16 protein-coding genes are annotated in these 24858 nt (G+C 70.4%); 12 read left to right on the top strand and 4 right to left on the bottom strand.

The window, feature by feature from the left end; genetic code table 11:
- Positions 1 to 199: 199 nt before the first annotated feature.
- The 3 genes from HJD23_RS28065 to HJD23_RS28075 all read right to left on the bottom strand — a co-directional run bounded on the left by HJD23_RS28065 (position 200) and on the right by HJD23_RS28075 (position 3595).
- Positions 200 to 628, bottom strand: coding sequence for a hypothetical protein (locus HJD23_RS28065; protein WP_171107420.1), 429 nt, complete (start codon positions 626 to 628; stop codon positions 200 to 202).
- Between the two features lie 513 nt (positions 629 to 1141).
- Complete coding sequence (locus HJD23_RS28070; protein WP_171107084.1) at positions 1142 to 1498, bottom strand: hypothetical protein; 357 nt, start codon at positions 1496 to 1498, stop codon at positions 1142 to 1144.
- 522 nt (positions 1499 to 2020) lie between these two features.
- Positions 2021 to 3595, bottom strand: a complete 1575-nt coding sequence (locus tag HJD23_RS28075) for a recombinase family protein (protein ID WP_240980833.1) — start codon at positions 3593 to 3595, stop codon at positions 2021 to 2023.
- A gap of 471 nt (positions 3596 to 4066) precedes the next feature.
- Here HJD23_RS28075 and HJD23_RS28080 point away from each other — a divergent pair, with 471 nt between their 5' ends.
- Positions 4067 to 6127: a restriction endonuclease gene (locus HJD23_RS28080; protein ID WP_171107424.1), complete on the top strand. Its 2061-nt coding sequence runs from the start codon at positions 4067 to 4069 to the stop codon at positions 6125 to 6127.
- Positions 6128 to 6217: 90 nt separating this feature from the next.
- On the opposite strand, the gene HJD23_RS28085 is transcribed toward HJD23_RS28080, so the two are convergent.
- Positions 6218 to 6949, bottom strand: coding sequence for a TetR/AcrR family transcriptional regulator (locus HJD23_RS28085; RefSeq protein WP_171107426.1), 732 nt, complete (start codon positions 6947 to 6949; stop codon positions 6218 to 6220).
- A gap of 120 nt (positions 6950 to 7069) precedes the next feature.
- On the opposite strand from HJD23_RS28085, the gene HJD23_RS28090 reads away from it, so the two are divergent.
- The 11 genes from HJD23_RS28090 to HJD23_RS28140 all read left to right on the top strand — a co-directional run bounded on the left by HJD23_RS28090 (position 7070) and on the right by HJD23_RS28140 (position 24837).
- Complete coding sequence (locus HJD23_RS28090) at positions 7070 to 8293, top strand: saccharopine dehydrogenase C-terminal domain-containing protein (protein ID WP_171107428.1); 1224 nt, start codon at positions 7070 to 7072, stop codon at positions 8291 to 8293.
- Positions 8294 to 8373: 80 nt separating this feature from the next.
- Positions 8374 to 9888, top strand: coding sequence for an APC family permease (locus HJD23_RS28095; protein ID WP_171107429.1), 1515 nt, complete (start codon positions 8374 to 8376; stop codon positions 9886 to 9888).
- A 74-nt stretch (positions 9889 to 9962) separates the two neighbouring features.
- Positions 9963 to 11072 (top strand): hypothetical protein, encoded by a 1110-nt coding sequence (locus HJD23_RS28100; RefSeq protein WP_171107431.1) that lies wholly within the window; start codon positions 9963 to 9965, stop codon positions 11070 to 11072.
- A 48-nt stretch (positions 11073 to 11120) separates the two neighbouring features.
- Positions 11121 to 11861: a TIGR03936 family radical SAM-associated protein gene (locus HJD23_RS28105; RefSeq protein ID WP_171107433.1), complete on the top strand. Its 741-nt coding sequence runs from the start codon at positions 11121 to 11123 to the stop codon at positions 11859 to 11861.
- A gap of 248 nt (positions 11862 to 12109) precedes the next feature.
- Entirely contained in the window at positions 12110 to 16528 is a 4419-nt protein-coding gene (locus HJD23_RS28110) for an Rne/Rng family ribonuclease (RefSeq protein WP_171134085.1), read from the top strand.
- A 260-nt stretch (positions 16529 to 16788) separates the two neighbouring features.
- Positions 16789 to 17109 (top strand): 50S ribosomal protein L21, encoded by a 321-nt coding sequence (gene rplU / locus HJD23_RS28115; protein WP_004931419.1) that lies wholly within the window; start codon positions 16789 to 16791, stop codon positions 17107 to 17109.
- A 14-nt stretch (positions 17110 to 17123) separates the two neighbouring features.
- Positions 17124 to 17378, top strand: a complete 255-nt coding sequence (rpmA, locus tag HJD23_RS28120; RefSeq protein WP_171107435.1) for a 50S ribosomal protein L27 — start codon at positions 17124 to 17126, stop codon at positions 17376 to 17378.
- Positions 17379 to 17508: 130 nt separating this feature from the next.
- A complete protein-coding gene (obgE, locus tag HJD23_RS28125) occupies positions 17509 to 18945 on the top strand; it encodes a GTPase ObgE (RefSeq protein ID WP_171107437.1) in 1437 nt (478 codons plus the stop codon).
- Positions 18946 to 19259: 314 nt separating this feature from the next.
- Positions 19260 to 21014 carry a stealth family protein gene (locus tag HJD23_RS28130; protein ID WP_171107439.1) on the top strand — a complete coding sequence of 585 codons (1755 nt, stop codon included), beginning with the start codon at positions 19260 to 19262 and terminating at the stop codon, positions 21012 to 21014.
- Entirely contained in the window at positions 21011 to 22003 is a 993-nt protein-coding gene (locus HJD23_RS28135; protein WP_240980834.1) for a hypothetical protein, read from the top strand. Before HJD23_RS28130 ends, HJD23_RS28135 begins: the two co-directional genes overlap by 4 nt.
- Before the next feature lie 5 nt (positions 22004 to 22008).
- Positions 22009 to 24837 (top strand): stealth conserved region 3 domain-containing protein, encoded by a 2829-nt coding sequence (locus tag HJD23_RS28140; protein ID WP_171107441.1) that lies wholly within the window; start codon positions 22009 to 22011, stop codon positions 24835 to 24837.
- Positions 24838 to 24858 lie beyond the last annotated feature (21 nt).

Below are 24858 nucleotides of genomic sequence, written 5' to 3' on the forward strand. Positions count from 1 at the left end.
GAGCACCACCGGTAGACCTTGGCGGCCTCTCCGCTGCCACGGTTCCAGGGTCGATTCATGCGGCAGTGAAGGCGCAAGCCCCAGGAAAAGCCCAGGTCAGATCCGGTGAGCCGCCTCGGCCGGCATCGGACGGATGCGCAACAACGCGTCGTCGTACGCCCTCCCCGGAACGGGGCCAGGGAGGGCATACCGCAACGGCCTACGCGTCGTCGTCCCTCATGCCGGGACGATCCGCGCAGTACGCCCAGGCCAGGGCGAGCGCGGGGCTACTGGTCGCAACCCCACTGGCCACCATGCGCGGCGCAGTGGTCGAGTCGAACAGTCGGTGACAGGCACGGCACAGGGGCAGGCTTCGCATCGGGTCCGTGGTGTAGGGCCTGCCCGCTTCCCTGCCGTTGTCCATGCGCTTCTCGTCCGAGTCGGTGTGCGAGTACGCCCAGTCCCGCGCCTGCCCTCCGCACTTCCAGCATCGGTACGAGCTGGCGCTACCCCGCTTCGCCTTCGTGCGGTTGTGCGCGCCGTCGTACGTGATGTCGTCCCCCTTGCTCCGAGGGTCGGGGTGCTGGCTCCGGTCCGAGCACCGCACCGTTGCCCCACTGACGAGGTTGCTCAGGCTGTACTCCCGCACGCTGCCGCAGTCGCACCGGCAGACGACGCGCTGAGAACCGTTCACCTCGCCGCGCCGCTCGACAAGCACGAGACCGCCGAAGCGGTGCCCCGGCTTGTAGCGCTGCCGGTTCGGCCGGGTCTTCGGGTAGCCCTTGCGGGCATGCGAGGAACGCCCGGCTTCCCTGTCCCTCCGGCGACGCGCCTGATCTCGGCAATGCTCCCCGCAGTACCGAGCCTGCGGACGCTTGCCCGTCAGCGCTTCGCCGCAGTGAGTGCAACGGCGAGGGTCTGGCGTTGTCTTGGTCTTGCTCAAAAGCGAATCGTCTCCTTCCAGGTGGCGGCCGTAAGGCCGCCCCATCTGCTTGCGACTTACGTCTTGGGCTTGGGTCTTGCTCCCCTCCTTCTCTTCGCCGCTGCTCCCCCGAAGGGGGCAAAGTAGAAAGAGAGGACGTGAACGTTTTCCCAGGTCAGAGCCCATGCCGGTACGCGCCTGACGTGTACTTGGTACACGTGGGAGGCGTACCCCCACTGGCTACCGGCGGTCCTTGTGCGCCCGGCAGGGGACAGGCGCCCCCTTCTCCTTCTGGAACAGGTAGCGAGGCAGGACGAGGCACGCGGCCGATGACTGCGGCGACACGAGGTCCAGCGCCTTCGCGCGACTTACCGCACCGGTCGTGCTCTGCTTGCTGAGCGGCTTGCCGTGCTTGTCGGCGAGGATGGCCGCGAGTTCGCCAGCCTGAAAGCTGGCGCGCCCGTGGCGGTCGGCCCACCCGATGGCGGCGTACTGGACGCGGTAGTGGTTGATGTTCCTCGCGTCCCGCGCCATGCGGCGGAACTCGTGTTGGGCAACGGCGCCCCATGGCTTGCCGTTACCGAAGTAGATCGCCACCCGTTGCGGCTCCCTTCCCTGCTTCTCTGCATGGCGCAGCGCGCCGCTAACCCCCGCCGGATGGCGGGCGCATGTGCCCCCCTTCTTTCTGTGAGTTGGTCAGAGTGAGCAGGACTGGTTCAGACAGTGGCCTCGGCGGTGCCGCAGACGTGTGCCTGCCCGTCGATGAGGGGTGACGCGCACGCCTCGCAGGTCCAGATGATTTCGCTCGTGATGATCAAGGGGGGCGACCTCCTGGCAGTGGCCCAGGGCAGCACGTAGCTACGCCTCGGCGAGTGATTGGAAGTCGCGCGTACCGTTCGCGCTCGGGGTGCTCCTGCCTCCCCTGCCAGCCCTCTGGATGGCGGCCCCCGGCTCTGGTGGCCAGCTCTACCGCCGTCAAGCGGCGGGAGCTACGGTGTCCGCTCTCGAAGGAGCGGGAGGGATCTTCCTACACGGCAGGCCGCTCGGTCGTCAAGCTGGCCGGCCGAGCCCCTGCCCTTCGCGTTGCGGTAGGCGAGCCAGGACAGGGGCAACACTCCGTCAGAGCTTCGCGGCGAAGTCGTCGCTCTTGATGACGAGGCGCTCGCGCACGTCGCGAGGGATCTTCAACCGCAGGTGTACGGACGGGGCGCGCACTCCCTTGATCTTCGTCCGCGTTACCTCGCACGTGATGCCGACTCGGCGCAGGTCCTCCGCCATGGCTTCCATGCCGCCCGCTTCCCACACTTCGCGGAACGTCTTCCCGTTGTGGACGAGAGTCCATCGGTCCTGCGTGGTCTCAGGGTCGATGGCGTTCAGTTCGTCCGTGAGCTTGTCGAGCGCCTTCTCCGCCTGCTCCCGGGTAAACCGCGTCTTCGTGTAGCGGCCTCCCGGTTCGAGCTCGGTCATGTAGTAGGCGAGGGCTTCTTCGAGGCGCTTCACTTCGGCGCGGGCCTCAGCCCCTCGCGCGTACTCCCGGACCTGCACGGGGAAGTCCCCGAGGACTCGGAGGACATCGCTCACCAGCACGTCGTACACGCCCTGCGGGTTCGGTGCGCCGAGCCCTCCGCTCTTGCACTCGCCGCACCGCAGGTAGGCGTAGTCCCGCCCCTTGTGGCTCGTCTTCTGGACGGTCATGTTGGTTGAGCAGTCGACGCAGATCAGCACACCAAGGAACTGCGTAGCTCCGCCTGCCTGCCGGGCAGGCTGATTCTTGCTCCGGCGGTCGAGCGCTGCTTGCAGGGTCTCGAACTCCTCCTCGGTGAAGATCGGGGGAGCGACCCGTATCGGCTTGCCGTTGTTGCCGAGGACGAGCCTGCTTCGCCGCTTCCCTCCCTGCTTGTTCTCTTCGACCCGGTAGCCCATGAGCGCCGGGTTCCGAAGGCGCCGGAGGAGAGTCGACGGGGTGAGCCCGGCGGACATGAGCCCAGAGCGGACGATGCACAGAACCATGCGCCTGGCGGACACCCCTCGCAGCGCCATGCGGCGAGCCCAGTGCAGCGCCTTGTGTGCATCGGGCGCGATGGCAAGGGCAGGCTTTCCGTTGATCCTCGTCGTGACGTAGCCGTACGCAGGCTTACCGACAAGCCATGCGTCCTGGGTACGCGTGTAATCCCACAGCGACGTAACGCGGGTGGACGTGTTCGCCGCTTCGATCTCGGCGATACCGCCGATGAGGGTGACCATGATGCGGCCGACAGTCGTACCGAGGTCGATCGCGTCGTTCTTCGATACGAGGTTCTTCCCGTACCGCTCGCACCACTCGATCATGGTGGACAGGTCCGTCATGCGCCGGATGAAGCGGTCGAGCTTCCAGAAGAGCAGGGCATCGAACTCGGGGGCTCGGTTGTTGAGCCACTCGCCGAGTGCCTTCCGCTTCCACGGCGGAACCTTCGTCGCCGACACGTTGAGATCCGAGGCGACACCGACGACGCGGTACCCCTTCTCCCTGGCGAGTAGGCGAAGGTCGAGTTCCTGCCGCACTGGCGACGTAGTGTCGTCCGTAAGTACAGACAGGCGGATGGAGAGCAGGGCTCGGGGAGCGTCCTCGGGGAGCAGCGCCTCCGCCCTCTTCAGGTCCTCCAGTAGGGCGAGGTCTGCGGCGGACCACTCGGTCTCTACGTCGTACGTCTTCACGGGCGCGGACACTACCGGATGGATTTGGCCTCGTTTCCTTCTGGCCGCAGATGGACACCCACATCCAGATTGCCCGACCGGGAAGAAGCTGCTGCCTCTGACGGTCAAGAACGCTGCGCCTACGCCTAGCGGGCACTCGCACTGAGGTGGGCGAGGACGAGGTAGCTGCTGTGTTGGAGTGGGTCTGACCCCTCAGACCCTTTGGACCTGACCTGCTGAAGGCCTATTGGAGCCCCCTTCGATTCGGAGGGGGCTCCGTGGTGTCTCCAATGGGCTCTGACCTCTGGCAGGACGTGGTCTCGTCTCCTGGTGCACACGCTGGTGACCTGCGTGGACAGTTCGTTCCAGTTGCCATTGGCAAGTTGATATCCAGGACGGCGATTGCTGGATAAAGTCGGTTTGTCACACCTGATTGCGGGGGCGATCAGAGTTCGGTCGGCGCTGCCGACGTCCTGGGGAGGGCCTGAGCGCATGAGTCGTCGCTCTGCTGGTTTCATCGGTACTTGGGCTGAGATGCAACGTCAGCATCAGCGTCAGATCGAGTCCGAGGAGAGGCGGCGCCGAGAGGAGGCGCGTCAGGCGCGGCTCTACCAGACACATGTCGCTCAGGGGTACCGAGAGTACCGACAGGCGGAGGCCCGACGACTGACGGCAGAACTGAATGCACAGGTCGCGACCCTGCAGGGCCTCCTGAGCGCGGGTTGTCAGGCGCCGGCGTTCAGGGCGTCGTCGTTGATGCGTGCGGAAGAGGTTCCGCCGTTCGACCCCGGCCAGCTCGCCTTGCCGGTGCGCATGCCGGATCCGAATCAGTACCAGGCCCAGGGCGGTTGGACAGCGAATCGGCGTGCGCAAGCGCAGGCTGAGGCACGGTCCCGGTTCGAGCGCGACTGGCATGCGGCACAGGCTGCGGAAGCACAGCGGCAGCAGCAGTTAGCCGCCGCTCAGCGGAACTACGCACAGCGGGCAGAGGCACAGCGCGCCGAGGTGCGACGGCACAACGCTGGCATCACCGAGGCGACCGCGGGTGTCAGGCGGGGAGATCCCGAGTCCGTGGTCGAGTACTTCTCAGCTGCTCTCTACTCGTCGACTGCCTGGCCCGAAGGGTTTCCCCGGCAGGTAGCGGCGGCCTTCGACCCGTCGGCTCGGCAGTTGGTACTGGACTGGGAGCTGCCGGGGTACGACATTGTCCCGGCAGCGAAGTCGGTGAGGTACGTCCAGTCCGAGAACCAGGACAAGGAGACGGCGCGTCCGGCGACGCAGCGGCGGGCGCTGTACAGGGAGGTGCTGGCACAGAGCGTGCTGCTGGTCCTGCACCAGCTCTTCACGGCGGACGAGTACGGCATCCTCGACTCGGTCGCGCTGAACGGCTTTGTAGACGCGCCCGATCCCGCGACAGGCAGGCAGGCTCGCATCTTCCTGGCTACCGTCATGGCCCAGCGAGCGGCGTTCACTGACCTGCACCTGGAGCAGGTGGATGCGACCAGTTGCCTGACGGAAGCGCTACGGGGACAGCTGACGATCCGACCCGATCAGCTCACCTCCGTTCGGCCGAGTCGGCAGCCTCAGGACGTCGGAAATCAAGTCGTCACCCATGGCAACGTCCACGACGAGCCGGACCTGTACGGCATGGACCCGATCGCCTTTGAGTCCCTTGTCGCGGACCTGTTCCGCGCCATGGGCATGCAGGCCGTGACGACTCAGCGGTCGAACGATGGCGGAGTCGATGTCGACGCGCTGGATCCCACTCCCATCCGAGGCGGAAAGATCATCGTGCAGGTGAAGCGCTATCGCAACACCGTGCCGCCCACCGCGGTGCGTGACCTGTACGGCACGGTCCAGGACATGGGCGCCAACAAGGGCGTTCTGGTGACGACTTCTGGCTTCGGACCCGGCTCGCACACCTTCGCCCGTGGCAAGCCTCTGGAGCTGATCTCGGGCAGCGAACTCGTCGACCTGCTGCACCGGCACGGGCTTCGCGGACGCTTGGGGGACGGCGGGCGACCGGTCCCCGCACAGTCGGCGTCCTCCGGGCCCGCGACGCCGCCCGATGGTTACAACGTGCTGGGCATGACGTGGTCCGGAAACGTGGCGTTGGATGTCTGCGCCCTCGTCTGCCACGGCAACCGAGTACTCAGCGAAGACCACTTCGTCTTCTTCAACAACCCACAGACTCCGGACGGCTCGGTACGCGCCGTGCCGGCTGCGGCACCGGACAAAGCAGCAGTTCGTGTCTCGTTCGACGCGCTGCCAGAGGCCGCGGATCGGTTCGTGTTGGTGGCTGCCGTCGACCCGGAGGTGAACCCGGACGCCGATCTCTCCGGGTTCACCGATGCCTGTATCCGGTTGCTGGACCCGACGATGACCGAACTTGGCCGCTTGGAGGTCTCCGACGGCCGCTCCGGCGAGACGGCGTTGGTACTCGGCTCCTTCAGGCACCGGCCCAGCGGGGACTGGGACTTTGTGCTGGGTGGTAAGGGCTACACCGGAGGACTGGAGCAGCTCGTCCAGGACTACGGCATCGAAGTGGAGTAGGGCCACGGGGGCGCGCATGGGCGGTTCCAGCGTGCCCACAGATGGACACCGGGCGGGCGGAGCACCGCGCGTATTCCCAGGTGGCGTCGGTCACCTCGGGGTGGGGCCCGTACCGGCAGGTCCGCTGCCGTCGAGCCGGGTCGCGGCGCTGTCCAGGAGCAGGTCCAGGGCCACTGGGTAGGCGCTGAGGTTCATGTCGGCGACCAGCAGCGGCGCGACCGCCGCGATGTGGGGGTGGGTGTCCGCCGAGAGGCGGGCGTAGGTGGCCTGCCAGACCTCCTCGTCCGCGCGGCGCGCCTCGTCGGGCAGCGCGGACGATGCCGCGTCCAGGGCGGCGAAGGCCAGCGTCTGGTCGATGAACGCGTGGTAGACGCGGACCGCGTCGATGTCCCGGAAGCCCGCGTTCCGAAGGAGTCCGAGGATCAGCTCGTCCACGGCGATCTCGTGCCGCCGCCCGCTCACCCGGTTGGCGGTCAGCACGGCGGCCTGGGGGTGCTCCAGGTAGGCGGCGTGGATGCGCAGGCCCAGGTCCCGCAGGTCGGCGCGCCAGTCGCCGGTGTCCCGCCATCCCTCGACCGCACGGCCGATCAGGGCGTCGCCCAGGGCAAGCGTCAGGTCGTCCATGCTGCGGAAGTACCGGTAGAGCGTGGTGGGGTCCGCGCCCAGGGCCGTTCCCAGGCGGCGCGCCGTGAGGCCGGCCGGGCCGTGCAGGCGCAGCATACGCAGGGCGGTCTCCACGATCAGGGATTCGGACAGGACGGTGCCGCTCTTCGTGGGCCGGCGCCGTCGGCGCGCCGCTTCCGGTACGACCTGCTTGGGCATGGGGCTCTCTCTTCCCGCTCTCGCTCCCGGAGCTTATGCCAACGCCATTGACGTGCGCAGGGGCGCGTCGTTGGATCGACCGGGAGGCAGCTGATGCCCGAAGAAAGAGAGATTTCGGTTATGCGCATTCTGCTCGTGGGTGCTGGGGGTGTGGGCACGGCGATCACCCGGATCGCGGCCCGCCGGTCCTTCTTCGACCACATCGTGGTCTCCGACTGCGACCGCTCACGCGCCGAGGCGGCGGTGAGCGCGCTGGGCGACGCGGCCGACCGCTTCAGCGCCGCTCAGGTCGACGCGAGCGACGAGGCGGCAGTGGCGGCGCTGCTGGCGGAGCATCGCTGCGACGTGCTGCTCAACGCCACCGACCCGCGCTTCGTGATGCCGCTGTTCCAGGCGGCGCTGGGCGCCGGAGCGCACTATCTGGACATGGCGATGTCGCTGTCCCGGCCCCATCCCGAGCGGCCGTACGAGGAGTGCGGTGTGAAGCTGGGCGACGTCCAGTTCGAGCGGGCCGCGGACTGGGAGAAGTCCGGCAGGCTCGCGCTGGTCGGCATCGGCGTGGAGCCGGGGCTCTCCGACGTGTTCGCCCGGTACGCGGCCGACGAGCTCTTCGACGAGATCGAGGAGGTCGGCATCCGCGACGGCGCGAACCTCACCGTCGACGGGCACGACTTCGCGCCGTCGTTCAACATCTGGACCACCATCGAGGAGTGCCTCAACCCGCCGGTCGTCTTCGAGGCGGGCCGGGGTTGGTTCACCACCCCGCCCTTCAGCGAGCCGGAGGTGTTCGACTTTCCCGAAGGCATCGGGCCGGTCGAGTGCGTCAACGTCGAGCACGAGGAGGTCCTGCTCGTGCCCCGCTGGGTGGACACCCGCCGGGTGACGTTCAAGTACGGGCTCGGCGAGGAGTTCATACAGACCCTGCGGACTCTGCACCTGCTCGGACTGGACCGCACCGAGCCGGTCCAGGTCACCGCCGAGAACGGCGTGAGCGTCAAGGTCTCCCCGCGCGACGTCGTCGCGGCCTGCCTGCCGGACCCCGCCACGCTCGGGGAGCGCATGCGGGGCAAGACCTGCGCCGGCACCTGGGTCAAGGGCACCAAGGGCGGACGTCTGCGCGAGGTGTACCTCTACCACGTCGTCGACAACCAGTGGTCCATGGCCGAGTACGGCTCTCAGGCCGTGGTGTGGCAGACCGCTGTCAACCCGGTGGTGGCCCTCGAACTGGTCGCGAACGGCACCTGGTCCGGCACCGGCGTCCTGGGCCCGGAGGCCCTCCCGCCGCGTCCGTTCCTCGATCTGCTGACCGACTACGGCTCCCCGTGGGGAATGCGTGAGCAGTGACGGCACCACCGGGCGGGGCCGGCCGGGGACGGCCGGGCCCGGCTCCCGGGTCCGCGGACCCACCATCGATGCGAGGGAACATGACCCGTCCCGCTGGGGCCACCACCCCGCCCCCCTCCCTTCAGGCGGGTGCGATCGGCTTCGTCGACGCGCTCGTCATCGGCCTGAACTCGACCTCCCCGGCGTACTCGCTGGCCGCCGTCATCGGTCCGATCGTGGCGCTCGTCGGCGTCCATGCCCCCGGCATCCTGCTCGCGTCCTTCGTGCCGATGCTGCTCATCGCGTCGGCCTTCTTCTACCTGAACAAGGCCGACCAGGACTGCGGCACCACGTTCTCGTGGGTGACCCGGGCGATGGGGCCCTGGGCCGGCTGGCTCGGCGGTTGGGCCATCATGATGACCGGTGTCCTGGTCGTCGGGTCCCTCGCCGACGTCGCGGTGACCTTCGGCCTCTACACCGTGGGCCTGGACGGCTGGGCGGCGAACGACGTCGTGCGCCAGGCGCTCACCGTGCTGGTGATCCTGGTGATGACCGCCGTGTGCGTCGTGGGCACCGAGGTCTCTGCCCGCGTGCAGAACGTGCTCATCCTCGCCCAGGTCGTCTTCCTCCTGGTGTTCGCGGTGGTGGCCCTGTACCGCGTCGCGACGGACACGGGCACGCTCGGGTCCCTCACCCCGTCCTTCGACTGGCTCAGCCCGTGGGGCGCCGGCGGGGCCGCGCTGACCGGGGGACTGCTGCTGGGCGTGTTCAGCTACTGGGGCTGGGAATCGGCGGTCAATCTCACGGAGGAGACCGAGAACTCCGCCACCGCCCCCGGGAAGGCGGGCGTGTGGTCGACGATCGTGCTGCTGGTGACGTACGTGTCCGTCGCGGTCGCCGTCGTCGCCTACGCCGGCACCGCGTATCTCGCGGAGAACGCCAACGAGGAGGAGGCGATCTTCGCCCTGCTCGCCGGTGAGGTCATGGGCGCCTGGGACTGGGTCGTACTGCTCGCGGTCTCGACGTCGGCCCTGGCGTCGACCCAGACGACGATCATCCCCGCGTCCCGCACCGCGCTCTCCATGGCCCGCCGCCGTGCGCTTCCCGCCCGGTTCGCCGCTGTCCACCCGCGGTTCCACACCCCGCACACGAGCACGTGGTGGGTGGCCGCCATCGCCATCGCGTGGTACCTCGTCCTCAACCAGATCAGCACCAACGCCCTCTTCGACTCCCTCACCGCGTTGTCGCTGCTGATCGCCTTCTACTACGCCCTCACCGGAGTCGCTTGCGCGGTCTACCACCGTCGGCGCCTCGCCGAGAGCCTCCGCAGCCTGCTCCTGGTCGGCGTCGGCCCGCTCATCGGCGCTGCCCTGCTGACCTGGCTGTTCGTGGAGAGCATCCGCGACATGGCGGACCCCGAGGCTTCCTACAGCGGCGTCTCCTGGTTCGGCCTCGGCCCCCCACTCGTCATCGCCATCGGCCTGACGGCGACGGGCCTGGTGCTGATGCTGGTACGGCGCCTGGCCTCGGCCGCGTTCTGGGCGGAACGCCCGAGCGTGGCGGGCCCGGGCCCGCTGGACTCGGAGGGGGGCCCGGAGGCCCCGGGCCGAGGGTGACGGTGTCAGGAGGGCGATGAGGGATCCGGAGGAGGGGGTGGATCCAGACCGGGGGCTGTGGCGTCTACGCCGGTATGGATCTGGAAAAGCCGCCTGTTCAGCAGCCACCTGACGGGTGCCTCGTGGTCGCGATCCGTGTTCCGGTGCGGATCGTCACGCTCGTCGTCGTCCTCCCGGTGCGCATGGCGTGGGACGCGCTCGTCGTCGCCGGGCGGTTCCTCGACCACACGGTGCTCAGGCCGCTCGGGCGTGCACTGCTGTGGCTGGGGCAAGCGGTGTTCGTGTGGCCGTTCGTGGCGCTGTGGCGGTGGGTGCTGGTACCGGTGGGCCGGGCGCTGGCCTGGCTCGGGAACGTACTGGTCGTCGTGCCGTGCGGGTGGCTGTACCGGTACGTCCTGACGCCGGTCGGCCATGCGATCGCCTGGGTCGGGCGGGGGATCGCGGCCGGGCTGGCGTGGGTGTACGCGCGCGTGCTCACGCCCGTGGGGCACGGGATCATGTGGGTCCTGAAGGGCGTCGGCGCGGTCCTCGCCGTCGCGGGGACCGGGGTGTTCACCGCCGTGGCCTGGCTCGTGCGGTACCTCCTCGTCGTACCCGCCACCTGGCTGTACGAGTGGGTCCTCGCGCCGGTCGGGTGCGCGATCGCGTGGTGCGTGAACGGGCTCCTGTGGATCGTGCGCATGATCATCACGGGGATCGGCATGGCCCTGTACTGGACCTGCCGGATCCTTTTCGTGCTGCCCGCGCTCGCCCTGTGGCGATGGGTGCTGGTGCCCGTCGGACACGTGCTCGCGGTCGTCGGACGGGAGATCGGGGCCGCGCTCGGACATGCCTGGCGGGTGGCGGGGCACATCTCGCTCGCCGTCGGGCGGTTCCTCGGGACGCTCTTGCGCTGGATCTTCGTGGAGCCGGTGCGATGGGCGTACGCGCGCGTGCTCACGCCCGTCGGGCATGTGGTCCGGGACGCCGTCCTGCGGCCGGTGGGCGAGGCGCTGCGCGCCGCGGGGCGGGCCACCCGGCAGGCGCTGGCGTCCGCGCGGGACAGCGTGCGGCAGGCGCGGGCCGACGTGCGGCGGATGCTCTTCGGTGAGCCCCGGCATCCGCGGGCGACGGTCCGGCGGGAACCTGCGGCCGCCGACACACGTACTCTTGGTAGCAGTACGACCGCACTCACGAAGGATTGAACGACACTGGGCAAGCGACAGCCCGAAGGCCCGCCGCCGGCACCCACGGTGCAGCGCGTCCGACTGCGCTACACCAAGCGCGGCCGCCTCCGGTTCACCAGCCACCGTGACTTCCAGCGCGCCTTCGAGCGTGCGCTGCGCCGCGCCGAGGTGCCCATGGCGTACTCGGCGGGGTTCACCCCGCACCCGAAGGTGTCGTACGCCAATGCCGCACCCACCGGCACGGGCAGTGAGGCGGAGTACCTGGAGATCGCGCTCACCGAAACGCGCGATCCGGAGCAGCTCAGGATCCTGCTCGACGAGTCGCTGCCCGCCGGGCTCGACATCGTCGAGGCGGTCGAGGCCCGCACCTCGGGGCTCGCCGACCGGCTGACGGCCTCCGTCTGGGAGCTGCGGCTGGACGGCGTGGACCCGGCCGACGCCGCGCGCGCCGTGGCCGCGTTCAACGCGGCCGAGGCCGTCGAGGTGCAGCGACTGACCAAGAACGGCGTCCGCACCTTCGACGCCCGCCCGGCGGTCGCGAGCCTGGAGACACTCCAGACAACCGAAGAGCACACTTCGCAGGCTGATAGGCCGACCGACCAGCCCTGTGCGATACTGCGGCTGGTTGTTCGGCACGTGACGCCTGCCGTACGACCCGACGACGTCCTGTCCGGTCTCCGCGCCGTGGCCGACCTGGCGCCGCCGGTCCCCGCAGCGGTGACCAGGCTGGCGCAGGGGCTGTTCGATGAAGAGACCGGCACGGTGACAGACCCGCTCGCGCCTGACCGCGAGGCGGTCCCCGCGTAGGACGGACGTCGTAGCGCCGCCCTCGTACTCGGGAGCCACCTGGGTCGGGCAGCGCACCGACCAGAAGACTTTCGCCAGGCCGTTCGCAACACGGCGTACGGAACCGGCGAGACAGGACAACAGAGAGTTCCCGTGCGGCGCCCGCGCCCCGGACGGCGGCAGTCGCGCATCGCGCGAGCCGCGGACGTCACCGGCATCACCGCCGGACCAGGTGCGGCGCCCGGGAGCCTGACGGGAGAAACGCCCGCATGCTCGAGCCGATCGAACCCACCGAGGGTTCCGAACTGAACACACCAAGCGACACCCTGCCGCCGCGGCGGCGCCGTGCCGCTTCCCGACCGGCGGGTCCGCCCGCCACCACGTCCGAGACGTCGGCGGAGACCGTCGCGCCGGCCATACCGGCCGCTGACGCCGCCGAGCTGGCCTCGGGCGACCTGCCCTCTGCCGAAGCTGCCGAAGCCGCCGACCTGGCCGCGGCCGACCTCTCCTCTGCGGCTGCTGAGGAGGCCGGGGAGGTTGATGAGGCTGTTGAGGTTTCTGAGACCGAGGCGATTTCGGAGGCCGAAGAGGCTGCCGAGAGTGGCGAGGCCATTGAGGAGCCCGCGCCTGCTGGGCGTACTCGTCGACGTGTGACCCGCCGGGCGTCCGCGCCTGCCGGGTCGCCCGCGTCCGCGGAGGCCGTCGAGACGGTGGTGCCGGTTGCTGCCGCTCAGGCCACCGCCGAGCCGGTGGACGAGAGCGCCGTCGCCCATGTCGTCGAGGAGCCCGCTCCGCCGCGCCGCCGCCGGGCCACACGCCGGGTGTCGGCGCCTGCTGGGGCCCCGTCCCCCGGGTCCTCGGCGTCCGTCGAGGCCGCCGAGGCGGTCGTACCCGCCGCTGCCGTGTCCGTGAGCGCTGAGGTGCCCGACGCCGGTGCGGCCACTGAAGAGACCGCGCCGGTCGAGGAGGCCGCGCCTGCCGGGCGTACGCGTCGGCGGGCGACCCGTCGGGTGTCCGCGCCCGCCGGGGCTCCGGCCGCCGCCGCGGCCGTGCAGCAGCAGGCTGTCACCGCGGCCGTGCAGCAGGAGGCCGCCGCCGAGGTGCCCGCCGCTGAGCCGCGGGCCGAGGCCGCCGCTGCCGAGCAGGTCGAGGAGGCCGCTGAGGAGGCCGCTCCGCGCCGGGCCCGCCGCCGGGCCACGCGCCGGGTGTCGGCGCCTGCCGAGACGACCGAGGGCGCTGCGGGCGAGGCCGTCGAGCCCGCCGCTGAGCAGGGCGACGAGGGTGCCGCCCCGCGTCGTACGCGCCGTCGCCGGGGTGCGGCCGAGGCGCCCGCCGAGACTGCCGTTGCCGAGGCCGCCGAGTCCGCCGAGCCCGTGCGGGCCGAGCGGTCCGCCGTGGCCGAGCCCGCTGAGGCCGCGCAGCCCGCCGTAACCGAGGAGGGCGCCGAGCCCGCTCCGGCTCAGGAGCCCGCCGTGGCCGAGGCCGCCGGGGACCAGGGCGGTGCCCCGCGTCGTGCGCGGCGCCGGGTCGTGCGGAAGGCGGCGACCGGTTTTGCCGCGCCCGCGCAGCCGGAGACCGCCGGGGCCGAGGCGCCGGTTCCGCCGGCGCGGCCCGCGGTCGCGGTGTTCCAGCCGCCGGTGTTCACCGAGCCGAAGTTCCAGACGCCCGAGCGGGCCGCCGCCGAGGCGGCCGCCGAAGCGGCGGAGGAGGCCCCCGAGGTCGAGGAGTACCCCGAGGAGCCGACCGGGTCGCGGCGTCGCCGCCGGCGCCGGGGGGCCGGAGCCGCGGAGGAGACCGAGGCGCAGGTCGTCGAGACCGCCGTGGACGAAGAGGCGGAGGAGGCCGAGGAGGCCGCCGAGCCCGTCGCCGAGGACGAGGAGGGCGAGGAGACCGGTTCGCGTCGCCGTCGTCGTCGGGGTGGCCGGCGTCGCCGCCGGGGCGAGTCCGGCGACTTCGCCGAGGGTGACACCGACGAACTCGCCGCCGAGCAGGCCGCGCAGGACGCCGAGGACACCGCCGAGCAGGTCGAGGAGGACGTCGAGGAGGAGGAGGACCGGGCCGCCGCGGAGACCGGGGGTTCGTCCACCAGCAGCCGTCGTCGCCGTCGCCGTCGCCGCCGGGCCGGTGACACCACCCCCGACGCGGAGCCGTCCGACGACGACCCCGAGCGCACGGTCGTCAAGGTCCGCGAGCCCCGTCCGAAGGCCGAGCCGTCCGACGAGGTGCAGTCCATCAAGGGCTCCACGCGTCTGGAGGCCAAGAAGCAGCGCCGCCGTGAGGGCCGTGAGCAGGGCCGTCGCCGTGTTCCGATCATCACCGAGGCCGAGTTCCTGGCCCGCCGCGAGGCCGTCGAGCGCGTGATGGTCGTCCGGCAGAACGGCGACCGAACGCAGATCGGCGTCCTGGAGGACGGTGTGCTCGTCGAGCACTACGTCAACAAGGAGCAGTCGACCTCGTACGTCGGCAACGTCTACCTCGGCAAGGTGCAGAACGTGCTGCCGTCGATGGAGGCCGCCTTCATCGACATCGGCAAGGGCCGCAACGCCGTCCTGTACGCGGGTGAGGTCAACTTCGAGGCGCTGGGCATGGCCAACGGGCCGCGCCGCATCGAGTCCGCCCTGAAGTCCGGCCAGTCGGTCCTCGTGCAGGTCACCAAGGACCCGATCGGGCACAAGGGTGCGCGTCTGACCAGCCAGGTCTCCCTCCCGGGCCGCTACCTCGTGTACGTGCCCGAGGGCTCGATGACCGGCATCAGCCGCAAGCTGCCCGACACCGAGCGGGCGCGGCTGAAGACCATCCTCAAGAAGATCGTCCCCGAGGACGCGGGCGTCATCGTGCGCACCGCCGCCGAGGGCGCGAGCGAGGACGAGCTGCGCCGCGACGTCGAGCGGCTGCAGGCGCAGTGGGAGGAGATCCAGAAGAAGTCCAAGAACGGCAACGCGCCGACGCTGCTGTACGGCGAGCCGGACATGACCGTCCGTGTCGTGCGGGACATCTTCAACGAGGACTTCTCCAAGGTCGTCGTGAGCGGCCCGGACGCGTGGGAAACCATCCACGGGTACGTCGCCCATGTGGCGCCGGATCTCGCCGGGCGGCTGCAGAAGTGGACCAGTGAGGTCGACGTCTTCGCCACGTACCGGATCGACGAGCAGCTGGCCAAGGCGCTGGACCGCAAGGTCTGGCTGCCGAGTGGCGGTTCGCTGGTGATCGACCGGACCGAGGCGATGGTCGTCGTCGACGTCAACACCGGCAAGTTCACCGGCCAGGGCGGCAACCTGGAGGAGACGGTCACCAGGAACAACCTGGAGGCGGCCGAGGAGATCGTCCGTCAGCTGCGGCTGCGCGACCTCGGCGGCATCATCGTCATCGACTTCATCGACATGGTGCTGGAGTCCAACCGGGACCTGGTGCTGCGGCGCCTGCTGGAGTGCCTGGGCCGGGACCGCACGAAGCATCAGGTCGCCGAGGTGACCTCGCTGGGCCTGGTGCAGATGACCCGCAAGCGGGTCGGCCAGGGCCTGCTGGAGTCGTTCTCCGAGACCTGCGTCCACTGCAACGGCCGCGGTGTCATCGTGCACCTCGACCACGCGGCCGCCGCCGGTGGCGGCAAGCGCAAGAAGCGTGCGCGGGCCGGTGCCGAGCAGCCGGAGACGCACGAGGTCGTCGCCGGCGAGATCGTCGAGACCGGCGCGACCGCCGAGGAGGAGGCGGAGACCGAGGCCGAGGCCGAGGTCGCGGCCGAGGCCGCCGAGCCGGTGGCGCTCCCCGCGCCGGAGTTCCAGCCGGACGAGGAGCTGTACAGCAGCGTCGCCGAGGCCGAGGCCGCGGTGTCGCGCGGACGTTCGCGGCGCCGGGCGAGCCGTCGGGTGTCGGCTCCGGCGGGCGCGCCCGCGCCGAAGAGCGGGGCCGACGGGGCCGGCGTGACGGCGCCCACGGCTCAGCAGGTGACGGCCGAGGAGGAGGCCGCGCGTCCGGTGCAGCCGGAGTCGGCCGCTCAGGCGCACGCCGAGCCCGTGGCCGTCGAGGACCCGGTCGTCGAGGCCCCGGCGCCCGCGGAGGCTCCCGCCGAGGAGGCCGCGCCCAAGGGCCGTACGCGCCGCCGGGCGACCCGCAAGGTGAGCGCGCCGGCCGGTTCGCCGTCGGCGGCGTCGGCGGAGGCGGCGGTGGTCACGGTCGCCGAGACCGCGCCTGTGGCACCCGAGGTCCCGGAGACGCCGGTGGCTGTCGAGCCGGAGCAGGCCGAGGCGCCCGCCGAGGCCGCCGCCCCGGCCCGTCCGCGTCGCCGTGCGGTCCGCAAGGCCACCGCGCCGACCGCGCCGGCGGAGGCGGCCGTGGTGGTCGTGCCGTCGGCGGAGACGCAGGCGCCGGTCGCGGAGCAGGCTGCCCAGGAGGCCGAGCAGGCTCTCGTGGAGGCCAAGGAGGCCGCCGCCGAGGCCGTTTCCGAGGCCGAGGCCGACGAGGCCGCCCCGGCCAAGAAGACGGCCCGTAAGACGGCCAAGAAGGCCACGGCGAAGAAGGCCGCCACCAAGAAGACCGCGGCCAAGAAGACGGCCGCGAAGAAGGCGACGGCCAAGAAGGCGGCGAAGTCCACCGCCACCAAGACGGCCGCCGCCAAGAAGGCGACGTCGAAGAAGACCGCGGCGGCCGAGCAGAAGGTGCCGTCCGTCTCGGCCTCGACGGAGGACTGACCGGCCTTCAACAAGGCAGTTGAGCGCGGGGCACCCGGTACCACTGGGTGCCCCGCGCTCATGCGTGGGCAGGCGGGGCGAGCACCCGACGGGGCCCGGTTTGACCCCTCAAGCCGGGCCCCGTAACCTTGACCGTCGGCGTGTCCACTGACCCGCCACATCCCCGTAAACCTCTTCCTCCCGGACCACCGGGAGAGGCCGCCCGTGTTCGGGTGGCTGGCCTGCGGGGGTGCCGTTCTCCGAGCGAAAGAGAGATCCGCGTGTACGCCATCGTGCGCAGCGGTGGTCGTCAGCACAAGGTTGCTGTCGGCGACATCGTTGAGGTTGACAAGATTTCCACTGCCAAGGTTGGCGACACGGTCGAGCTCTCGACCCTGCTCGTTGTCGACGGCGACGCTGTGACCAGCGACCCTTGGGTGCTGGCCGGCATCAAGGTCCAGGCCGAGGTCGTGGACCACCACAAGGGCCAGAAGATCGACATTCTGCGCTACAAGAACAAGACCGGCTACCGCCGTCGTCAGGGCCACCGCCAGCAGTACACGGCGATCAAGGTCACTGAGATCCCCGCGGCTGCGAAGTAAGGGACTGAGGAGAGATGGCACACAAGAAGGGCGCATCGTCCACCCGTAACGGTCGTGACTCCAACGCTCAGCGCCTCGGCGTGAAGCGCTTCGGCGGTCAGGTCGTCAACGCGGGCGAGATCCTGGTCCGTCAGCGCGGCACCCACTTCCACCCGGGCGCCGGCGTCGGCCGTGGCGGCGACGACACGCTGTTCGCGCTGCAGGCCGGTGCGGTGGCGTTCGGTACCCACCGTGGCCGCAAGGTCGTGAACATCGTTCCGGTCGCCTGACCGGAAGCTTTCGCGAGGCGGACCTCACTTCCCTGCGGGGAAGCGGGTCCGCCTTTCGCGTGTTGCTCAAGAGACATTCCCGTACTCCCCCCCAGCCTTCGGCCGGGGGGACCCCCAGGAGGCACATCCCATGACCACCTTCGTGGACCGCGTCGAACTGCATGTCGCCGCGGGTAACGGAGGCCACGGCTGTGCCTCCGTCCACCGTGAGAAGTTCAAGCCGCTCGGCGGGCCCGACGGCGGCAACGGCGGGCGCGGTGGGGACGTGATCCTCACCGTCGACCAGTCGATCACCACCCTGCTCGACTACCACCACTCCCCGCACCGCAAGGCCACCAACGGCAAGCCCGGCGAGGGCGGCAACCGCTCCGGCAAGGACGGTCAGGACCTGGTGCTGCCGGTGCCGGACGGCACCGTGGTGCTGGACAAGGCGGGCAACGTCCTCGCCGACCTGGTCGGGCACGGCACCTCCTACGTCGCCGCGCAGGGCGGCCGGGGCGGGCTCGGCAACGCCGCGCTGGCCTCCGCCCGCCGCAAGGCGCCCGGGTTCGCGCTGCTCGGTGAGCCGGGGGACGTGCAGGACGTCGTACTGGAGCTCAAGACCGTCGCCGACGTGGCGCTCGTGGGATACCCGAGCGCGGGCAAGTCGTCGCTGATCTCCGTGCTCAGCGCCGCCAGGCCGAAGATCGCCGACTACCCCTTCACCACGCTGGTGCCGAACCTCGGCGTGGTCACCGCCGGTTCGACCGTGTACACCATCGCGGACGTGCCCGGGCTGATCCCGGGCGCCAGCCAGGGCAAGGGGCTGGGCCTGGAGTTCCTGCGGCACGTGGAGCGGTGCAGTGTGCTGGTGCATGTGCTGGACACGGCGACGCTGGAGTCCGACCGTGACCCCGTCTCCGACCTGGACGTCATCGAGGCCGAGCTGCGGGAGTACGGCGGGCTCGACAACCGGCCGCGGATCGTCGTGCTGAACAAGATCGACGTACCGGACGGCCTGGACCTGGCCGAGATGGTGCGGCCGGACCTGGAAGCGCGGGGCTACCGCGTGTTCGAGGTGTCGGCGGTGGCGCGGACCGGGCTGAGGGAGCTGTCGTACGCGCTGGCCGAGCTGGTGGCGCAGGCGCGGGCCGCCCGGCCGAAGGAGGAGTCGACGCGGATCGTCATCCGGCCCAAGGCCGTGGACGACGCGGGCTTCACCGTCGTACGGGAGGACGACGGGCTGTTCCGGGTGCGCGGTGAGAAGCCGGAGCGCTGGGTGCGGCAGACCGACTTCAACAACGACGAGGCGGTCGGCTATCTCGCGGACCGGCTCAACCGGCTCGGCGTGGAGGAGGAGCTGGTCAAGGCCGGCGCCCGGGCCGGGGACGGCGTGGCCATCGGGCCCGAGGAGAACGCCGTCGTCTTCGACTGGGAGCCGACCGTCATGGCCGGTGCGGAGATGCTGGGCCGCCGTGGCGAGGACCACCGCATGGAGGCGCAGCGCCCCGCGGTGCAGCGACGCCGGGACCGGCAGGCCGAACGGGACGAGCTGCAGCGGGAGTTCGACGACTTCGAGCCGTTCTGATCGGGCCGTTCTGCTCGGGCTGTTCTGATCCAGCCGTTCCGATCTGGCCGTTTGTGATTCCAGCCGTCGTGATGCGGCCGTTGTGATTTCCAGCGGTTCTGAGCGGCGGCTGTGCACGCGCAGTCTGCTGTGATGATGTCAACGCTCGCTGCGGTTTGTCCCGTTATTTCACCATGTTTGGCCGATTGCCGACGTGCGGGGCCACGCAGACGTGAGGTAAACACACTGCATACTTGATATTTCCGTATTCTGAGCAGTGGTTGACGGGCGGCCGTTCACCGGGCGGCAGCTCATCGGAGGGGGAGTTCCCAACAGTGCGAAACCCTGAGGCGTCACGTTTGGTCGGCGTGTACCGTCGCGCGCTTCCAGTCGGCGCGCGACGGATGATCGCGGAGCACGTGGGGACGGATCTGCGGGAGCAGGTGAAAGCCCGCATTGCCGCCGCGGCGGAGCTGCGGGAGCAGGCGATACGGCTACGGGTGACGCGCCGCCACCGGGAGCTGCTGGCGCGGTACGACAGGACGGTCGTCAGCGTCGCGGGGACGCCGCGCATCGCCCATGTCGTGCCCGGCATCACCCCGCTCCAGGCGCGCCGGGCCAATCTCGAGCAGGTGACCGCCGCGCTGCGCGACGCCGGCGTCGACTACTTCTGCGTGCGCTCCGCCTCCGACACGGCGGCCTCGGTCGCCGTCCGCGCCGAGGACCGGGAGCGTGTGCTCACCGCGCTGCGCCGGGCCTGCCGGTCCAAACCGGGCTACGTCGTCCCGGTGCGCGGGAGGCAGCTGCAGGAGGACTCCGCGCTGCCCGGCTACGGACCGGGTTCGTGGAGACGCGTCGTCGGCGCGGACGTCGTCCGCTGCACCTGGTACCTCACCGACCAGACCAGCCGTCTGGTGCTGGGGGTGCGCTATGGCTGCGACATCGAGTTCTGGCGGCAGGAGGACGGCGAGCTGGTTTCCCCGCGGCGCAACGGGATCGCCGAGGCGGTGCCGGTGGACGAGCCCGCGGCCGAGGCGGACGAGAGCCTGTTCACCGACTTCACGCCGCTGCCCGCGGAGCGCGAGCCGGTGCGGGTGCGGACACGGCCGGCCTTCGCCGCGGGCGCCGTCGGGCGCCGTACCTTCCCCATCGACGTGGTGTACACCTGGGTGGACGGCTCCGATCCGCACTGGCTGCAAGAGCGGGCCGCCTTCTCCGACAGGCCGTACCACGAGGAGGCGGCCAACGCCGCGCGCTACCTCAGCCGGGACGAACTGCGCTACTCGCTGCGCTCGCTGCACCTCTACGCGCCCTGGGTGCGCCACATCTACCTGGTGACCGCCGACCAGACGCCGGAGTGGCTGAACACCGACCACCCGCGGATCAGAGTGGTCAGCCACAAGGAGATATTCAAGAACCCGGCGGCGCTGCCGACCTTCAACTCCCACGCCATCGAGAGCCAGCTGCACCACATCGACGGCCTGTCCGAGCACTTCCTGTACTTCAACGACGACGTGATGCTCGGCCAGGAGATCCTTCCGCGGCACTTCTTCCTGCCCAACGGTCTCGGGAAGTTCTACCTCTCGCCCGCCCTGATTCCCTACGGTGAACCGTCCCCGGACGACCCGCCCGTGGCGGCCGCCGGCAAGAACAACCGCAGGCTCATCGCCGAACGTTTCGGCGACACCATCTTCCGGAAGATGAAGCACGTTCCGCACGCGCTGCACCGCGGCGTGCTGGACGAGATCGAGGCGGAGTTCCCCGAGGCGCACCAGCGCACGGCGGCCAGCAGGTTCCGCAGCGCCGACGACGTGTCGGTCACCTCGTCGCTGCACCACTACTACGCCTTCCACACCCAGCGTTCCATCGCCGGCGAGGACCTGGTGTACCGCTACTGCGACCTCGGCAATCCCGGCGTGGAACGGGTGCTGGGCCGACTGCTGGCCACCCGCGACGCACACGTCTTCTGCCTGAACGACACGACCTCGACGGAAGCGGAGCTGAGCCGCCAGCAGGCCCTGATGACGCGCTTCCTGGACGAGTACTTCCCCTTCCCCAGCCCCTACGAGCGTGGTGCAGACAACCGATGAGACAACTCCCCACTCCGCACAAGGTGATGCGCAAGGGGTATGCCGTAGTCCGCTCGACCCGGTCGCGCCTGAACCATCTGGTCCTGGTACCGCCGAGCGCCGACGACTGGCCGCGGGTCACCGCTGAGCACCTGTCCCTCCTCGACGGCAGGACCCTGAACTTCTGCGTCCGTGTGCCGGACGAGGTGACGGCCTCGTCGGCCGCCCTGCTGCTGGGCGGATCCTCGTCCCCGGTCGTCATCCCGCTCGCCCTCGTCCAGCGCGGCGACGGTCACGTCGAGGCACAGGGCACCGCCGTCCTCGACCTGCTGGAGGCGGACACCGACCAGCACCAGCACCTGCCCGCGGGAATGCGCAGGTTCCTGCTGGCCGCCGGGCAGTGGCGGCTGTCCGTGGTCTTCACCGACGTCGCCGGGGCCGAACGCCGGTACGCGCTCGCCAAGGCACCCCGGCTGATGCCCGACGGGCCCACGACTCCCGAGCCGGTGCGCGAGGACGGCACCTACTGCCGCCTGATCGCATCGGGTACCGGACGGGCGTACGTGTCCGTGGGCAGGGACGACGCCGAGGCCGAGATCCTGTCCGTGAAGATCGGCTGGTCCGAGGTGACACTGGAGGGCCGGCTCGTCAACGCTCCGGCCGACGAGTGCCGCGGCGACGTCGAACTCGTCCGCAGGGGTGGCAAGGCGCCCCGTGTCGTGCCGGCCACCTGGCAGGGCGACACCTTCGTCTGCTCGCTGAAGCCGGCCGACTTCGGCGACCTCGGCACCAAGGAGCAGATCTTCGACGTACGTCTGCGGCGGCCGCGTCGCCGGTCGCTGAAGATCTCCCGGCGGCGTACCGAGGTGCGCAGCCCCGGCGACGTCTTCCGGATGCCGTACCGGTTGCTGACCGGGGAGGACGGCGGCACCGTGCTCAGACTCAACCCGTACTACACGCCCATCGGCAGCCTCGCCTTCCGTGCGGCCCACCTTCCTTCTGGATGCTGACAACAATGAAGATCACTTTTCTGCTCACCTGGGGCGACGAGATGGGCGGCACGGAGCAGGCCGTCTACACCCAGGCGACGCACCTGGCGCCCCGGCACACCGTCGAGGTGCTGAGCGTCTTCAAGACGCGTGAGCGCCCCTTCTTCTCCGTGGACGAGCGGGTCTCGGTGCGGTACCTGGTGGACCGTACCGGCAAGACCGAGCGGCCGGTGCGCGACAGCGGCATCGGCGCCGAGGAGTGCCGCCGCCTGGCCGGGCTGCCCAGCGAGCTGATCAGCCCCAAGTGGGAGGCCACCTTCGACGCCCTCTCCGACGTCGAGATGAACCGCGCCCTGCGGACCATCGACACGGACGTCCTGATCACCACCTCGCCCGCCCTGATGTCCGCCGTCGCCGACCTGGTGCCCTCCCGGGTGATCACCATCCAGCAGGAGCACCGGCCCTCGCAGCTGCGCGGCGCCACCGGCGAGCCGCTGCTGCTGCGCGCTCCCGAGATCGACGCCCTGGTGGTGCTGACGGAGCGCACGAAGCAGTGGCTGGAGGAGTCGCTCGGCAAGGCGGCCCCGCGTCTGGCGGCCATCCCGAACGCGATACCCGAGGGCTTCCGGCCGCGTTCCAGCCTGACCGGCAAGAGCATCGTGATGCCGCGCCGCCTGGTGCCCGACAAGCAGGTCGACCACGCCATCCAGGCCTTCGCCAAGGTCCTGCCCGACCATCCGGGCTGGCGGCTGCGCATCTTCGGCGACGGCCCGCAGATGTCCCGGCTGCGCAACCTGGTCCAGGGCCTCGGCCTGCACGACGCCGTGGAGATCCTCGGACCGAGCCAGCACATGACGGAGGAGTGGGCCAAGGCCAGCCTGACCATGCTGCCGTCCCAGGACGGCGAGGCCTTCCCGCTGGTGCTGCTGGAGGCCTTCGCCGCCGGTGTCCCGGCGGTGGCGTACGACATCGTCACCGGACCTGCCGAGATCATCCGGCACGGCGTGGACGGACTGCTCGTCCCGCCCAACGACATCGACGGTCTCGCCGAGGCGATCTCCCGGCTGATGGGCGACGAGGAACTCCTGCGTTCCTACGGGGAGAACGCCTACGACGGCTCCGCGCGCTTCGCCGCGGACGTCATCGTCAAGCAGTGGGAGGAACTGTTCACCGAGCTCGTGCTGCGGCGCGACGACCCGCAGCGGATGGCGGAGCGGGCCGACCGCATGGCCCACCGCGTGGCGCACGGCGGCGCGGGCCGCTTCCACGCCGCGGTCGCCGCCGACCGCACCGCCCCGTCGTCGGGCGACCAGCGGGCCCGTGAGCTTGTGATCGGCGCGGCCAACCGTTCCCTGGTACGGGCCGCGGGCCGGCTCTCCGAGGTCCGCGACGACCTGCAGGGCTCGGACATCCTGCAGCGGAACTTCGAGACGGTCATCGCCGCACTCGACAAGCACGACATCCCCTACGTGCTGCTGCGGGACCGGGAGGACATCCCGCGGCAGCGGGTGGCGGTGGACAGCACCCACCAGGCGCGGGTGCGCAAGGCCCTGGCCACCGAGTACGAGGGCAAGGCGGTGTACGCCGAACTGCTCAAGCCCCGCACGCACGCCCCGGGCGTGCTCCTGGCCGAACGCCTGGAAGGGGCCGGAGAGGTGGCGGGGCTGCGGGTCTTCCGCCCCGTGGTCACCTCCAGCCGTACCCTGCGCTTCGGCCCCGCCTACGGCTGCGACGTGGAGTTCTGGCGCCTGGTGCCGGAGGAGGAGGGCGGCGACGGCCAGTTCGTCGCGCCGCTGCGGCCGAGCGCGGTCGGCCCCAAGCTGCCGTCGCTGACCGCCGACGCCCGCCTGCGCGTGCGGGACCGGGAGTACCCCACGCTGGAGCCGTTCACCAAGAAGCTGGTCAGCGACATCACGTTCCCGGTGGACGCCGTCTACACCTGGGTCGACGACTCGGACCCCCGATGGCAGGAGCGCCGGGCCCAGCGGCGCGCGGCCCTCGGCCTGGACGCCGAGGCGTCCGGGGACGAGGCGGCGCGCTTCCGCAACCGGGACGAGCTGCGCTACTCCCTGCGCTCGCTCGCGATGTTCGCGCCCTGGGTCCGGAAGATCTACCTGGTCACCGACGACCAGACGCCCGAGTGGCTGAACACCGAGCACCCGGGTATCGAGGTGGTCTCGCACCGGGACATCTTCACCGACGCGAGCTGCCTTCCCACGTTCAACTCCCACGCCATCGAGAGCCAACTGCACCACATCGACGGGCTGTCGGAGCACTTCCTCTACATGAACGACGACGTTTTCGTCGGCAGGCCGCTCAGCGCGCAGCGGTTCTTCCAGCCCAACGGCACGAGCCGCTTCTTCTGGACGCCGACGACCGTGCCGATCGGGGAAGCCACCGAGGAGGACGAGGGCTACTTCGCCGCGGCGAAGAACAACCGCCGGCTGCTTCAGGACCGCTTCGGGGTGACCGTGGCGAACAGCTTCGCGCACGCCCCGCATCCGCTGCGCAAGAGCGTCCTGGAGCAGATCGAGGCGGAGTTCCCCGAGAGCGTGGCCCGCACCGCGGCGAACCCCCTGCGCGGCTGGCAGGACGTCTCCATGGTCTCCTCGCTGCACCACCACTACGGCTACCTGACGGGTAGCGCGGTGCCCAGCAGCATCCGGTGCGCGTACATCGACGTGGGCACCTACGCACGGCACCCGGAGCTGACGCGTCTGCTGGCGATCCGGGGCCACGACGTGTTCTGCCTCGGCGAATCGCAGAACGCCGAGGTCCCGGACCAGGAACAGGCCCGCATCATCGACGCCTTCCTGCGCGCCTACTTCCCGGTGAAGAGCCCGTACGAGCTCTGAGCACGACGCGTCACGACGAGA

Origin of the sequence: Streptomyces sp. Z423-1 (assembly GCF_013009255.1) — a bacterium.
In the GTDB taxonomy this organism is placed as follows: Bacteria; Actinomycetota; Actinomycetes; order Streptomycetales; family Streptomycetaceae; genus Streptomyces; species Streptomyces gossypiisoli.